Here is a 12,757-nt window from a genome sequence, read left to right as displayed (position 1 = left end):
TCCGCCCATGAACGTGCGTTTTCTCGAGGCTTTTGTCTGGGTTGCCAAGCTCGGCAGCTTCAAGGCGGCCGCCGAGAAGATGCACACCACCCAGGCCGGCATCTCCAGCCGCATCGCCACGCTGGAAGAGCAGTTCGGCGTGCGCCTGTTCGACCGCGAGCACCGCGGCGTGCTGCTCACCTACCACGGCACTGAACTGCTGCCCTACGCCGAGCGCATGCTCGAGCTGCAGGCCCGCATGGTCGCCGCCATGGGCCAGACCGACGCCTTCTCCGGCATGCTGCGCATCGGCGTGATCGAGACCGTGGCCCACACCTGGCTGCCCGACCTGTTCTCCCGCTTCGCCGAGAAGTACCCCAACGCCACGCTGGAACTCATCTCCGACATCACGCCGCGCCTGCGCGACGATTTGCTGCGGGGCACCATCGACTGCGCGATCCTGTCGGAAGAGATCACGCCGGGCTTCATCGACAACCGCCGCATCGCCAACCTCGCGATGCGCTGGGTCACCAGCCCGTCGCTGGCGCTCAAGTTCCCGTCGCGCAAGCTGCTGTCCTTCGCCGACATCGCCGAGCAGCCCATCATCTCCTTCAACCGCGAGTCGAGCGTCTATCGCAACATCGCGCAGAACGCGAGCGGCTGCGCCAACCTGCGGGTGAGCTACTTCTCGTCGCTCGGCGCCATGGTCGATCTGGCGCGCACCGGCTTCGGCACGGCGCTGCTGCCGCTGGCCGTGATCCAGCAGGACTTGCGCCAGGGCAAGCTGGTGGTGCTCGACGTCGACCCGGTGCCGATCCCGCTGCCGTTGGTCGCCAGCATGCGGCTGGAACCCGCGTCGCCCCTGGCCGAAGCGCTGATCAGCATGGCGCAGTTGTCGTGCGAGCAGTTCATCGCGACCTGCCGCGACGACGTGCTCGCGCCCTGATCCGGCCCACATCGCGCCCGAAGCTGGGGCGGCCGGGTGCGCCACGGCTGTGCATCACGAAACGCTATAGGTCACCGAAAGAATTTCCCGTTTGACCCTGCGAGGGCGTGCGACAACACTGCGCGCCATGCACAGATCCATGACGGCCAAAAGACATCGCGAGTTCTTCGCAATCCGTCCCGACGACGCGTCCACCGAATGGTCGCCCGTGGCCTGCTCGGCCGGGCGCATCGACGAGATCATCCTGGCCGACAACCTCGACACGGCTGCCGGCACCGGCTCGCGCACGCGGCTGGCCCGCTGGTCGGCCGGCGCGCTGATCGATCGGCGGGTGGTCCACGACTTCCATGAAGAGGTCTTCATCGTCGAAGGCGAGCTGGTGGTCGGCTGCGACGCCGAAGGCGAGGGCGGCGAAGCCTTCGGCCCCTACACCTTCGCCTGCCGCCCGCCGGGCGCGGTGCACGGCCCCTTCGTCTCACGCACCGGCTGCGTGATGTTCGAGATCCAGTACTACGGATGAGCACCGCCAATTCTTCCCTCGCCGCCCTGGCGCCTACCGGCCGCGCTGCGCGCCTGCTGGTGCGCAGCGGGCGCTACGGGGGCCACACGGCCGGCATGGCGCCGGGCCACGTGCAGGGCAACCTCGCGATCCTGCCGAAGGCGCAGGCCGACGACTTCCTGCGCTTCTGCCAGCGCAACCCCAAGCCCTGCCCCTTGCTGGCGGTGTCGGAGCCGGGCGACCCGGCCTTGCCCACGCTGGGTGAGGACATCGACATCCGCAGCGACCTGCCGCTCTACCGCGTCTGGCGCGACGGCGTGCTGGTCGACGAGGTGCGGGACATCGATGCGCTCTGGCGCGACGACCTGGTGAGCTTCGTCATCGGCTGCTCCTTCTCGTTCGAAGAGGCGCTGCTCGAGGCCGGCGTGCCGCTGCGTCACGTGGCCGAGGGTCGCAACGTCGCGATGTACCGCACCAACCTGCCGACCGTGCCCGCGGGCATCTTCCAGGGGCCGCTGGTCGTGTCCATGCGCCCGATGAAGGCGGCCGACGCGATCCGCGCGGTGCAGGTCACCTCGCGCTTTCCGCAGGTGCATGGCGCGCCGGTGCACATCGGCCGGCCCGACCTCATCGGCATCGCCGACCTCGGCGCGCCTGACTTCGGCGAGCCGGTCGCGGTGATGGACGACGAGCTGCCCGTGTTCTGGGCCTGCGGCGTGACGCCGCAGGCCGTGGTGATGGCTGCCAAGCCGTCGTTCTGCATCACGCATGCGCCGGGTTGCATGCTGGTGACCGACCTGCTCAACCACCGCATCGCCAGTTTCTAGTCGCTGTCTTTTCTTCTTTCTTCAGGAGTTTCCGATGAAGCCTTCGCTGTCTTCCCTCGCATCCGTCGCCGTGGCCGTCATGCTGCTCGCCGGTACCGCCGTCACCGCCGTTGCCCAGGTGCCGGCCGGCCCCAAGATCGCCGTGCAGGCCATCACGCAGGTGGCGCCGAACCTGCCCCAGTACACCAAGGTCGACCAGCCGCTGCTGCGCGACGGCATCAACAAGGCCACCAACGGTCGCGTCGAGGTCACGCTGTCGTCCTGGCCCGAACGCAACGTGAACGGCCCTGAAGTGCTGCGCCTGGTGCGCTCCGGCCAGGTGGACATCGCCGCCGCGCCGCTGACCACCGTGTCGGGCGACGTGCCAATGCTCGACGGCGTCGACCTGGCCGGCATGAACGCCGACATTGCGCAGGCCCGCAAGGTGGCCGACGCGATGGTGCCGGTCGCCAACAAGGAACTGGAGCGTCTGGGTATCAAGCTGGTCGCGACCTATCCGTTCTCGGGCCAGATGCTGTTCTGCCGCAAGCCGGTCGCGAGCCTGGCCGACCTCAAGGGCCTGAAGGTGCGCACCAACGGCCCGTCGGCGTCGGACCTGATCAAGTCGCTCGGCGGCCAACCGGTGTCGCTGGCCTTCGGCGAGGTCTACACCGCGCTGGAACGCGGCACGGTCGACTGCGGCATCACCGGTGCCGGTTCGGGCAACGGCGTCAAGTGGCCCGAAGTCACGACGCACCTCTACACGCTGCCGCTGTCGTGGTCGACCTCGGGCTACTTCGTGAACCTGGCCTGGTGGAACAAGCTCGACCCGGCCGTGCGCGCCCAGTTCGAGAAGACGATGAGCGAGGTGCAGGAAGCACAGTGGAAGCTCGGCGTCGAAGCCACCAACGACGGCATCGCCTGCAACGTCGGCCGCGCCGACGGCTGCAAGCTGCACACGCTGATGAAGAAGCCGATGGTCGAAGCCAAGCCTGAAGCCGGCGTGACCGCGTCGCTGCAGAAGCATCTGGCCGACGACGTGCTGCCTGGCTGGATCAAGCGCTGCGGTGACCGCTGCGCTGCGGTGTACACCGAGGTGATCGCCCCGATCACCGGCATCAAGTACGTGGCCAAGTGATGTTCCGTGCGCTCGAATGGGTGAGCGCCAAGGCGATGACCATCGCCGGTTGGTGCTACCTGGTGATCACCCTGCTGATCTGCTTCGACATCGCGGCCCGGCGCCTGCTGGGCTTCTCGACCGAGGCGACGACCGAAGTCACCGGCTACCTGATGGCCATCGGCATGAGCTGGGGGCTGGCGGGCACGCTGTTCGAGCGCGGCCATGTGCGCATCGACGTGCTGGTGCAGAAGATGCCGCTGAAGGTGCGCGTCTGGCTGCACTTGGCGTCGCTGCTCGCCCTGCTGGTGGCCACCGGCTTCTTCGCCTGGGGCGCCTTCTCGCTGGCCAAGGATTCATGGGACTTCGGTGCCACCGACCTGTCGGCGCTGCACACCCCGCTGGCCATCCCGCAGGGCCTGTGGGCCGCCGGCCTGGTCCTGATGCTGCTGGCCGTCGTCGCGCTCGCGGCCCGCGCCGCGCGCCAGCTGGCGGCCGGTGATGCCGACGGCATGGACCGCATGCTGATGGCGCGCACCTACGTCGACGAAGCCGCCGAGACGCTCGAGGCCGTGGCCGAAGCACAGCAAGGCATGCAACAACCTGCCGTTTCCACGGCCACAGGAGCTTCGCGATGATCGCCATCGTCTTCATCGTCGCGATCGGCCTGCTGATCGGCGGCGCTTCGCTGTTCGGCATGCACGACCATGCGGCGGCCATCGCCACCTCCGGCGTGCCCTGGTGGGCGCTGGCCTCGGTGCTGGTGGCCTTCATCGGCTTCTTCGCCGGTGGCATCTACGTGGGCGCCGCGCTCGCGGTGCTGTCGCTGCTGGCAGGCTATGCGCTCTCGGACCGCCCCTTCTGGAACTTCATCGGCGAGATGATCTGGAGCCCGTCGACCAACTTCGTGCTGGTGTCGGTGCCGCTCTTCCTGCTGATGGGGGAGATCATGCTGCGCGCCGGCCTGTCGGAGCGGCTCTACCGCGCGCTCAACATCTGGATGGGCCGCCTGCCCGGTGGCCTGCTGCACACCAACATCATCTCCTGCGGCGTGTTCTCGGCCGTGGCCGGCTCCAGCGTGGCGACTGCCGCGACCATGGGCTCGGTCGCGCTGCCGTACTTCGAGAAGAGCCACTACCCGCCCAAGCTGGTGCTGGGCTCGCTGGCCGCCGGCGGCGCGCTGGGCAACCTGATCCCGCCGGGCATCACCTTCATCATCTACGGCCTGATCACCGAGACTTCGGTGGGCGCGCTGTACCTGGCGGCGGTGGGGCCGAGCATCCTGGTGGTGGCGCTGTTCACGGCCGTCATCCTGTACTACAGCTACAAGCTCAAGCTGCACGGTGACGAGGCGTCCAAGGCCATCACTTGGCGGCACCGCATCGCCAGCCTGTCGGACCTGGTGCCCACCGCACTGCTGATCGGCCTGGTGCTGGGCACCATCTACGCCGGCTGGGCCACGCCCACCGAATCGGCCGCGCTCGGTGTGGCGGGCAGTCTGGTGCTGGCGCTGGTCGACCGCAAGCTCAAGTGGAAGATGCTGGCCGAGTCGATGAAGGCAACTGCGCGCACCACGTCGATGATCGCGTTGATCCTCTTCGGCGCGTACTTCCTGAACTACATCCTGTCGTCGCTGGGCATCCCGCAGATGCTGGCGAAGTTCCTCACGGGGCTGCCGTTTCCGGGCTGGGTGATCATGCTGGTGATCATCGGCTTCTACCTGGCGCTGGGCACCTTCATGGAAGGCATGTCGATGGTGATCACCACCATTCCGCTGCTGTTCCCGGTGGTCACGGCGCTGGGCTACGACCCGATCTGGTTCGGCGTGGTCATCACGATGCTGGTGGAGATCGCGATGATCAGCCCGCCCGACGGCACGGTGCTCTACGTGCTGCAGGGCATGCGACGGCAGCCCGGGCCCATCACCGATATGTTCGCCGGCGTCATGCCCTTCATGGCCGTCTACATGCTCGCGATCATCGTGCTGATGGTGTTCCCCGCCATCGCGCTGTGGTTGCCGGCCTATCTCATGTGATCCCCTTTTCGCGGAGCCTTCTTTCATGTCCCTGACCCTTTCCTTCGCCTGCGAATCCGTGACGGCCGACGGCACCCGTGCCACGCAGCTGTTGTCGGTCGTGCCGCGCCAACTGGTGATCGCCGGCTGGACCGGCCGCGACGCTGCCGCCATCGAACACCACATCGAAGAGCTCGAAGCCATCGGCGTGCCGCGCCCGTCGAGCGTGCCGCTGTACTACCGCGTCGGCGCCGGGCTGCTGACGCAATCACCCGTCATCGAGGCGCTTGGCGCCCAGAGCTCCGGCGAGGCCGAGCCGATGCTGTTCTTCGCCGACGGCGAGTGGTGGCTGACGGTGGCGTCCGACCACACCGACCGCCAGGTCGAGACCTACTCGGTCGTGGTGTCCAAGCAGATGTGCGCCAAGCCCGTAGCGACCACGGCCTGGCGCTGGCGCGACGTGGCCGGCTACCAGGACGAGCTGCAGCTGCGCTCGCGCATCCTGGAAGACGGCCAGTGGATCGACTACCAGAAGGGCAGCTTCGCCTCGATCCGCCCGCTGGCTGCGCTGCGCGACGGCATCTACCAGGCCGAGGGCGGCGCCGAAGGCCGATTCATGACCTGCGGCACGCTTGGCGCCATTCCCAACGGCAAGGGCGAAGGCATTCGCCCGGCGACCGAGATGGAGCTGGAGATCCACGACCCGCGCTTGAAGCGCAGCATCGTGCACCGCTACGCCGTTCAGGCGCTCGAGGTGGTCGCCTGATGGCCGCCGCCGCAGGCCTGGACATCGCGACGCTGCGTGCCCGCGTCGCGCGTGGCGCGCTGTCGCACGAAGCCGTCGTCGCGCAGGCGCTCGAGGGCGCGTCGTCCGACGCTGCAAAGAACGTCTTCACGCGGCTGTACGGTGATGCCGCGCTGGCCGCGGCGCGCCATGCCGATGCATCGCAGCGCGCCGGTGTGGCGCTGCCCGCGCTGGCCGGCTTGCCCGTCACGGTGAAGGACCTGTACGACGTGGCCGGCGAGACCACCATGGCCGGTTCCGTCGTGTGCGAGGGCGAACCCGCCGCGGTGGCGGATGCCGTGGCCGTCGCGCGCCTGCGCACGGCCGGCGCGGCGATCGTCGGCAAGACCAACATGACCGAGTTCGCCTTCTCGGGCGTCGGCATCAACCCGCACCACGGCACGCCGCGCAACCCGGCGGACGCCGCGGTGGCGCGCATTCCCGGCGGCTCGTCGTCGGGTGCGGCGGTGTCGGTCGCGCTCGGCCTGGCGGTGGCCGGGCTGGGTTCCGACACGGGGGGCTCGATCCGAATCCCGGCCGCGCTGTGCGGCCTGGTCGGTTTCAAGAGCACGCAGTCGCGCGTGCCGCGCACCGGTGCGTTCGAGCTGGCACGCTCGCTCGACACCGTCTGCGCCATGACGCGCAGCGTGGCCGACTGCCTGCTCGTCGACGCCGCCATCGCCGACATGCCGCTCGCGGTGCACCGCCGCCCGCTGCAGGGCATGCGCCTGGCGGTGCCGCGCACGATGATGTTCGACGGCATCGAGCCTGCTGTCGCGCTGGCCTTCGAGCACGCGCTCGGCGTGCTGTCGGCCGCCGGCGCCATCGTGGTCGACCTCCCGCTCGCCGAGCTGGCCGAGATCACGCAGATCAACGCACCCGGCGGCTTCTCGCCGGTCGAAGCCTCGGCCGTGCACCGTGCCCGCATCGGCGCGCAGCGCGCCCGCTTCGACCCGCGCGTCGCCGCCCGCGTCGACCTCGGCATGTCGGTGAGCGCGGCCGACTACATCGTGATGCAGGACCGCCGCCGCGACTGGATCGCCCGCGTCGAAGGCGCCATCGAAGGCTTCGACGCACTGCTGTGCCCGACAGTGCCGATCGTCGCGCCGGCGATCGAGGCGCTGGCCACCGACGAGGCCTTCTTCAAGGCCAACGGCCTGCTGCTGCGCAACACCTTCGCCATCAATTTCCTCGACGGCTGCTCGTTCAGCCTGCCGTGCCAGCGCTCGGGCGAGCTGCCGGTCGGCCTGATGCTGTCGTCGGTGCGTGGCGACGATGCACGGCTGGCTGCAGTGGCGCTGGCGGTCGAAGCGGCCCTGCGGGGTGATTGAGGCGCGCTCGTGGTGGGCGCGCGCAATTTTGGACGTGAACGCAGCTAAGCAGGGAGCGCCTGTTTGAGTGCCATGCCGGCGAGCCGCGCGGTGGCCAGGAGGCGGTCCAGGCTTTGCCCGTGGCGGGCGCTGGCCGAGAGTCCGGCCATGGTGGTGCTGACGAAATCCGCCAGCCGATCCGCTTCCTGCGGATAGCGCTCGGCGATGCTGCGGCGAATCACGTCTTGCGCAGCCACATGAAAGCCGCAGGCCGCGTCGCGCGCCTCGGGGTCATTGCAGCGTGTGCCCTCCAGCACCAGACAGCCCGTCGCGGTGGGGTCGGCGGCGTAGCTGCGAGCTGCCTGCTCCAACACCTCTGCAAGCGACACGGCCAACGGCCGGTCGACACCCAGGATCTGCAAGAGCGGGATGGCACCGGTCGCGGCATAGCGATCGAGGATGCGTGCGTACAGGCCGGCCTTGCTGCCGAAGGCCGCGTAGAAGCTGGGCGGGTTGATGCCCAGCGCCTTCGTCAGGTCCGCCACGCTGACAGCGTCGTAGCCGCGCGCATGGAAGAGGCACTGTGCGGTCGCGACCGCTTCATCCGGGTCGAAACCGCGTGGCCGACCACGGGCACGCAAAATATCTGTAGTCATGATTACAAAATCCTTGACAAGGGGCAGGGTGCATTATGTATCATGCACTACATTAATACCCAGGAGTGATCCATGTCAGCGTTCAAGGACAAGTCGGTTTTGGTGCTCGGCGGCAGCCGGGGAATTGGGGCGGCTATCGTCAGGCGCTTCGTGGCGGACGGCGCGCAGGTGGCGTTCACCTACGCCGGCTCGCCCGAAGCGGCGCAGCGCCTGGCTGCCGAAACAGGCAGCACCGCGTTCTTGACGGACAGTGCCGATCGAGACGCGGTCATTGCCCGCGTGCGGGACAGCGGCCCGTTGGACGTGCTGGTGGTGAATTCCGGCATCGCCATCTTCGGCGACGCGCTGGAGCAGGACCCCGATGCGGTGGATCGCCTGTTCCGCATCAACGTCCATGCGCCGTACCACGCCTCGGTGGAGGCGGCGCGGCAGATGCCGCAAGGCGGGCGGATCATCGTGATCGGATCCGTGAACGGTGACCGCATGCCGGTCCCCGGCATGGCGTCCTATGCGCTGAGCAAATCCGCGCTGCAAGGACTGGCGCGCGGGCTGGCCCGCGATTTCGGCCCGCGCGGCATCACGATCAACATCGTGCAGCCGGGCCCGATCGATACCGACGCGAATCCGGAGAACGGGCCGATGAAGGACCTGATGCACAGCTTCATGGCGATCAAGCGCCACGGCCGTTCGGAAGAGGTGGCAGGCATGGTGGCCTGGCTGGCGGGGCCGGAAGCCGGCTTCGTGACGGGAGCGATGCACACGATCGACGGCGCCTTCGGGGCCTGATCGCCGTCATCGGCGCCTTCCCGCATCCATCAGACGTACAGCCGCTCGATCTCGCTCGCGTAGCTCTTGTAGATCGCGGAGCGCCGCACCTTCATGGTCGCGGTGACGTCGCCGTCGTCGTGGTCCAGCTCCTTGGCGAGCAGGTGGAAGCGGCGGATGTGCGACACCTGCGCCAGCTTGCCATTGCCGCGCGCCACCTCGTCGCCGATGAGTTTCAGCACGTCGGCGTGCTCGGTGAGCGAGCGGAAGTTGGTGAACGGAATGCGCTGCGCCTCGGCCCATTTGCCGACCGTCTCGTAGTCGATCTGGATCAGCGCGCCGACGAACTTGCGGCCCTCGGCCACGATCACGCATTCCTTGATGTAGGGGCTGCCCTTCATCGTGTTCTCGATCTCCGACGGCGTAAGGTTCTTGCCGCCGGCGGTGATCATGATGTCCTTGAGCCGGTCGACGATGCGCAGATGGCCATTGGCTTCTTGCCGCACCACGTCGCCGGTGTGCAGCCAGCCGTCGCGGATCGACTGCGCCGTCGCCTCGTCGTTCTTGTAGTAGCCGGCGAAGACCATGTCGCCGCGCAGCAGCAGCTCGCCGTTGTCGGCCACGCGGTGTTCCACGCCCAGCGTCGGCGGCCCGACGGTGCCGACCACCATGTCGACGGGCCGGTGGCCGGTCACCATGCCGCTCGACTCGGTGAGGCCGTACACCTCGACCAGCGGCACGCCCAGCGTGCGAAAGAAGCGCACCACGTCCGGCGGAATCGGCGCCGCGCCGGTCAGCGCCACCCTCACACGCCGCAGGCCGATGAAGTTCTGCAGCGCACGCAGCACCAGCCAGTAGCTCGCGGCATGGGCCGTGCGGTCGGCGAGCGACCAATCCGCGCGCGGCTTGGCGGCCAGTGCCTCGCAGCGTTTCCAGGCGCGGTCGAACAGCGCGCGTTGCAGGCGACCCGTTTCCTGCAGCTTGATGCTGATCGACGCGTGCAACTTCTCCCAGATGCGCGGCACGCCGAGGAAGATGCTGGGCGCGACTTCGCGCAGGTCTTCCTGCACGGTGCGGATCGATTCGCCGAAGTTCACCTGCGAGCCAAGGTAGGGCGGCACGAAGGCCGTGAGCATCTGCTCGGCCACGTGGCACAGCGGCAGGTACGACAGGTGCGTGGTGTCGCCGTCCAGGCCGAGCCGGTCGACGATGCCCGGCACCACGCCGCGGATGTTGCGGTACGACAGCATCGCGCCCTTGGGTTTGCCGGTGGACCCCGAGGTGTAGATCATCAGCCCGACGTCGTCGAGCGTCTGCGCGCCGAGCGCCATGTCGACCAGCGCGCCGCCGCCGTGCGAAGCGGACGCGACGCCGAGCCGCTCGACCTCGGCGAAGGTCGTCACCATCTCACGATGTTCCGGCGCCAGGTTGCGCAGGCCCTTGGTCTCGATCACGACGATGCGCCGCAGGCGCGGCAGCCCGTCGAGCGACTCGATCACCTTGTCGGTCTGCTCCTGGTCCTCGCAGACGATGACTTCGATGTCCGCGTGGCCCACCACGTAGGCGACTTCGCTCGCCGGGCTGGTCGGGTACACGCCGACGGTCACGCCGCCGACGAGGCCGGTGCCCATCTGCGCCAGCACCCATTCGGTGCGGTTCTCCGACAGCACGCCGACATGGCCGCCGGCCGCGAGCCCGATCGCGCGCAGGCCGAGCCCGACGTGCATGGCGCGCTCGGCGTAGGCCTGCCAGCTCAGCGGCTTCCAGATGCCGAAGTCCTTCTGGCGGATCGCGATGTGCGACGGCTTGAGCCGCGCCTGTTCGCGCAGCATCTGCGGGAGGGTGAGTTCGGGAAACTTCACGACAGCCATCTCTTTCGCCGCTTGTAGTGCTTGATGGCCTTGAAGCTGCGCGCCTCGCCGCTGCCGCCCACGCCCAGGTAGAACTCCCGCACGTCGGGGTCCGACGCGAGCCGTTCCGCGCTGCCGTCGATCACGATCTTGCCGTTCTCCATGATGTAGCCGCGGTGCGCCACGGCCAGCGCGACCGTCGCGTTCTGTTCCACCAGCAGCATCGACACGCCGCGTTCGGCGTTGATGCGCGCGATGATCGTGAAGATGTCCTCGACCAGCTTGGGCGACAGGCCCAGCGAGGGCTCGTCGAGCAGGATGAGCTGCGGCTGCGCGACCAGTGCCCGGCCGATGGCCAGCATCTGCTGCTCGCCGCCCGAGAGGTAGCCGGCCAGGCCCTTGCGCCGCTCGTGCAGTCGCGGGAAGTAGCTGTAGACCGCGTCGAAGTCGGGCTTGGCGTCCTTGCGGCCGGTCAGTGCGTAGGTGGCGGCGACGAGGTTCTCCTCGATCGTCAGGTCCTCGAACACGCGGCGGCCTTCCATCACATGGCTGAGCCCGTCGCGCACCAGTTGCTGCGGCAGCCGGTCGGCCGTGCTGCGGCCATTGAAGTCGATGCGGCCGGCCTCGACCTCGCCGTCTTCCAGCGCGAGCAGGCCCGAGATGGCCTTCAGCGTGGTCGACTTGCCCGCGCCGTTGCTGCCCAGCAGCGCCACGATCTCGCCGCGCGGCACGGCCAGCGACAGGCCGCGCAGCACCTGCACCACCTTGTTGTAGACCACCTCGATGTTGTTCACACCGAGAACGATCTCGCCCGCCATGACCGCGTCTGCTTCCATCGGCTTACTTGCTGAGGTTGATCCAGTCGGACGCGGGCACCATCTTCTGCGCCTTCATGTCGGCCTTGTAGACGCGGCCCACGGGGATCGAGTTGCCGCTGATGGTGATCGGCGTGCCGATCAGGCCACCGGTGTCGAAGTCCTTGATGGTGTTGAGCGCGGCCTTGAGGTTCTTGCCATCGAGCGGCTTGCCGGCATCGAGCGTGCGCTTGGCCGCCTCGGTGAAGAGCATCGCGGTGAGGAAGCCCTGCGTGTAGGCCGTGCTCTGGTACTCGGGCCGCATCGCGCGGATTTTCTCCAGCATCGGCGACCTGGCCGAGGTGTCGTAGTAATAGCGGTAGGGCATCACGCCCATGAAGCCGTCGGCGCCTTCGCCCATCTTCATGACGGTCGAGCTGTCCATGGTCCAGAAGGTGCCCATCCACTGGCTGGTCATGCCCATCTGCTTGCCCTGCTGCACGAATTCCGGGATCGGCGCGAGCACGTAGCCGTGGAAGATCGTGTAGTCGGGCGCGGCGCGGCGCAGCTTGATGACCTCGGTCGACACGTCGACGCTGCCCGGCGGCGTCATGAGCTTGATCGGCACCGACAGGCCCAGCTTCTTGGCGGCGGCTTCGCTGGCCTCGATCGGGTCGCGGCCGAACTCGGAGTCGGAGTACACGAAGGCGACCTTGGCGCCCGGCTTCTCCTTGGCGATGTGGCGCAGCAGGATGCCGAACTGCTCGGTGTAGTCGGGGCCGACCAGGAACTGGTTCGGGTACTTGGCCGGGTCGTTGAGCTCGGTCGCGAAGGACGCGCCCGCCATCAGGATCTGGCCGTTGCGGTCGAGCTCGGGGTTGATGGTCTTCGAGAAACCGGTCGAGTCGCCGTAGTAGAGGTTCACCTTGTTCTGGCTGGTGATCTTCTTGAACGCCGCGACCGACACGTCGACCTTGTAGCCGGTGTCTTCCGGCACATAGCGCAGCTTGCGGCCCTTGATGCCACCGGCATCGTTCACGATCTTCACGTAGTCGGCCATGCCGGCGTTGATGCCGATGCCCGCGAAGGCGAACACGCCGGTCATGGGGATCGAGCCGCCGATGACGATGTCTTCGTTGGCCTGCGCCTGGGCGAAGGGCGCGGCGAGGGCCAGGCCCGCTGCAAGCAGCAGGGCGCGGCGGCGGGGCGAGAGCTTGTGTGTCTGGTTCATGCGTGT

General features: G+C 68.1%; 13 protein-coding genes. 9 read left to right on the top strand and 4 right to left on the bottom strand.

Annotated elements, in window-relative coordinates:
• Positions 1–7: 7 nt before the first annotated feature.
• From ACSFBE_RS09635 to ACSFBE_RS09600, 8 genes are all read left to right on the top strand, one after another.
• Positions 8–925, top strand: coding sequence for a LysR family transcriptional regulator (locus tag ACSFBE_RS09635; protein ID WP_435490153.1), 918 nt, complete (start codon positions 8–10; stop codon positions 923–925).
• Between the two features lie 139 nt (positions 926–1,064).
• Positions 1,065–1,445 carry a cupin domain-containing protein gene (locus tag ACSFBE_RS09630; protein ID WP_435490152.1) on the top strand — a complete coding sequence of 127 codons (381 nt, stop codon included), beginning with the start codon at positions 1,065–1,067 and terminating at the stop codon, positions 1,443–1,445.
• Positions 1,442–2,251: a putative hydro-lyase gene (locus ACSFBE_RS09625; protein WP_435490151.1), complete on the top strand. Its 810-nt coding sequence runs from the start codon at positions 1,442–1,444 to the stop codon at positions 2,249–2,251. Before ACSFBE_RS09630 ends, ACSFBE_RS09625 begins: the two co-directional genes overlap by 4 nt.
• A 34-nt stretch (positions 2,252–2,285) precedes the next feature.
• Positions 2,286–3,368, top strand: a complete 1,083-nt coding sequence (locus ACSFBE_RS09620; protein WP_435490150.1) for a TRAP transporter substrate-binding protein — start codon at positions 2,286–2,288, stop codon at positions 3,366–3,368.
• Positions 3,368–3,985, top strand: a complete 618-nt coding sequence (locus ACSFBE_RS09615) for a TRAP transporter small permease subunit (RefSeq protein WP_435490149.1) — start codon at positions 3,368–3,370, stop codon at positions 3,983–3,985. The genes ACSFBE_RS09620 and ACSFBE_RS09615 overlap by 1 nt, the downstream gene beginning before the upstream one ends.
• Positions 3,982–5,382, top strand: coding sequence for a TRAP transporter large permease (locus ACSFBE_RS09610; RefSeq protein ID WP_435490148.1), 1,401 nt, complete (start codon positions 3,982–3,984; stop codon positions 5,380–5,382). The genes ACSFBE_RS09615 and ACSFBE_RS09610 overlap by 4 nt, the downstream gene beginning before the upstream one ends.
• Positions 5,383–5,407: 25 nt before the next feature.
• On the top strand, positions 5,408–6,127 hold the full coding sequence (locus ACSFBE_RS09605; protein WP_435490147.1) for a DUF2848 domain-containing protein: 720 nt from the start codon (positions 5,408–5,410) through the stop codon (positions 6,125–6,127).
• Positions 6,127–7,476 (top strand): amidase, encoded by a 1,350-nt coding sequence (locus ACSFBE_RS09600; protein WP_435490146.1) that lies wholly within the window; start codon positions 6,127–6,129, stop codon positions 7,474–7,476. The genes ACSFBE_RS09605 and ACSFBE_RS09600 overlap by 1 nt, the downstream gene beginning before the upstream one ends.
• A gap of 44 nt (positions 7,477–7,520) precedes the next feature.
• On the opposite strand, the gene ACSFBE_RS09595 is transcribed toward ACSFBE_RS09600, so the two are convergent.
• Positions 7,521–8,111, bottom strand: coding sequence for a TetR/AcrR family transcriptional regulator (locus ACSFBE_RS09595; protein WP_435490145.1), 591 nt, complete (start codon positions 8,109–8,111; stop codon positions 7,521–7,523).
• A gap of 72 nt (positions 8,112–8,183) precedes the next feature.
• On the opposite strand from ACSFBE_RS09595, the gene bdcA reads away from it, so the two are divergent.
• Complete coding sequence (gene bdcA / locus ACSFBE_RS09590; RefSeq protein ID WP_435490144.1) at positions 8,184–8,897, top strand: SDR family oxidoreductase; 714 nt, start codon at positions 8,184–8,186, stop codon at positions 8,895–8,897.
• A gap of 29 nt (positions 8,898–8,926) precedes the next feature.
• On the opposite strand, the gene ACSFBE_RS09585 is transcribed toward bdcA, so the two are convergent.
• The 3 genes from ACSFBE_RS09585 to ACSFBE_RS09575 are packed head-to-tail and all read right to left on the bottom strand — an operon-like array spanning position 8,927 to position 12,751.
• A complete protein-coding gene (locus ACSFBE_RS09585; protein ID WP_435490143.1) occupies positions 8,927–10,747 on the bottom strand; it encodes an AMP-dependent synthetase/ligase in 1,821 nt (606 codons plus the stop codon).
• The gene (locus tag ACSFBE_RS09580) at positions 10,735–11,562 is read right to left on the bottom strand and encodes an ABC transporter ATP-binding protein (protein WP_435490142.1); all 828 of its coding nucleotides are present in this window, start codon (positions 11,560–11,562) and stop codon (positions 10,735–10,737) included. Before ACSFBE_RS09580 ends, ACSFBE_RS09585 begins: the two co-directional genes overlap by 13 nt.
• Before the next feature lie 4 nt (positions 11,563–11,566).
• The gene (locus tag ACSFBE_RS09575; RefSeq protein ID WP_435490141.1) at positions 11,567–12,751 is read right to left on the bottom strand and encodes an ABC transporter substrate-binding protein; all 1,185 of its coding nucleotides are present in this window, start codon (positions 12,749–12,751) and stop codon (positions 11,567–11,569) included.
• Between the last annotated feature and the right edge of the window lie 6 nt (positions 12,752–12,757).

It is taken from the genome of Variovorax sucrosi (assembly GCF_051216635.1).
Classification (GTDB): domain Bacteria; phylum Pseudomonadota; class Gammaproteobacteria; order Burkholderiales; family Burkholderiaceae_C; genus Variovorax.
The sequence above is the reverse complement of the archived record's forward strand: the minus strand, read 5'-3'. Positions and strand labels throughout refer to the sequence as shown.

Excerpts from the sequence above, each read along its gene's own strand:
- ACSFBE_RS09580 (WP_435490142.1), bottom strand. The coding sequence starts at position 11,562 with ATGGAAGCAGACGCGGTCATGGCGGGCGAGATCGTTCTCGGTGTGAAC.
- ACSFBE_RS09575 (WP_435490141.1), bottom strand. The coding sequence starts at position 12,751 with ATGAACCAGACACACAAGCTCTCGCCCCGCCGCCGCGCCCTGCTGCTT.
- ACSFBE_RS09620 (WP_435490150.1), top strand. The coding sequence starts at position 2,286 with ATGAAGCCTTCGCTGTCTTCCCTCGCATCCGTCGCCGTGGCCGTCATG.
- ACSFBE_RS09605 (WP_435490147.1), top strand. The coding sequence starts at position 5,408 with ATGTCCCTGACCCTTTCCTTCGCCTGCGAATCCGTGACGGCCGACGGC.
- ACSFBE_RS09635 (WP_435490153.1), top strand. The coding sequence starts at position 8 with ATGAACGTGCGTTTTCTCGAGGCTTTTGTCTGGGTTGCCAAGCTCGGC.
- ACSFBE_RS09625 (WP_435490151.1), top strand. The coding sequence starts at position 1,442 with ATGAGCACCGCCAATTCTTCCCTCGCCGCCCTGGCGCCTACCGGCCGC.
- ACSFBE_RS09630 (WP_435490152.1), top strand. The coding sequence starts at position 1,065 with ATGACGGCCAAAAGACATCGCGAGTTCTTCGCAATCCGTCCCGACGAC.
- ACSFBE_RS09595 (WP_435490145.1), bottom strand. The coding sequence starts at position 8,111 with ATGACTACAGATATTTTGCGTGCCCGTGGTCGGCCACGCGGTTTCGAC.
- bdcA (WP_435490144.1), top strand. The coding sequence starts at position 8,184 with ATGTCAGCGTTCAAGGACAAGTCGGTTTTGGTGCTCGGCGGCAGCCGG.
- ACSFBE_RS09585 (WP_435490143.1), bottom strand. The coding sequence starts at position 10,747 with ATGGCTGTCGTGAAGTTTCCCGAACTCACCCTCCCGCAGATGCTGCGC.
- ACSFBE_RS09610 (WP_435490148.1), top strand. The coding sequence starts at position 3,982 with ATGATCGCCATCGTCTTCATCGTCGCGATCGGCCTGCTGATCGGCGGC.
- ACSFBE_RS09615 (WP_435490149.1), top strand. The coding sequence starts at position 3,368 with ATGTTCCGTGCGCTCGAATGGGTGAGCGCCAAGGCGATGACCATCGCC.
- ACSFBE_RS09600 (WP_435490146.1), top strand. The coding sequence starts at position 6,127 with ATGGCCGCCGCCGCAGGCCTGGACATCGCGACGCTGCGTGCCCGCGTC.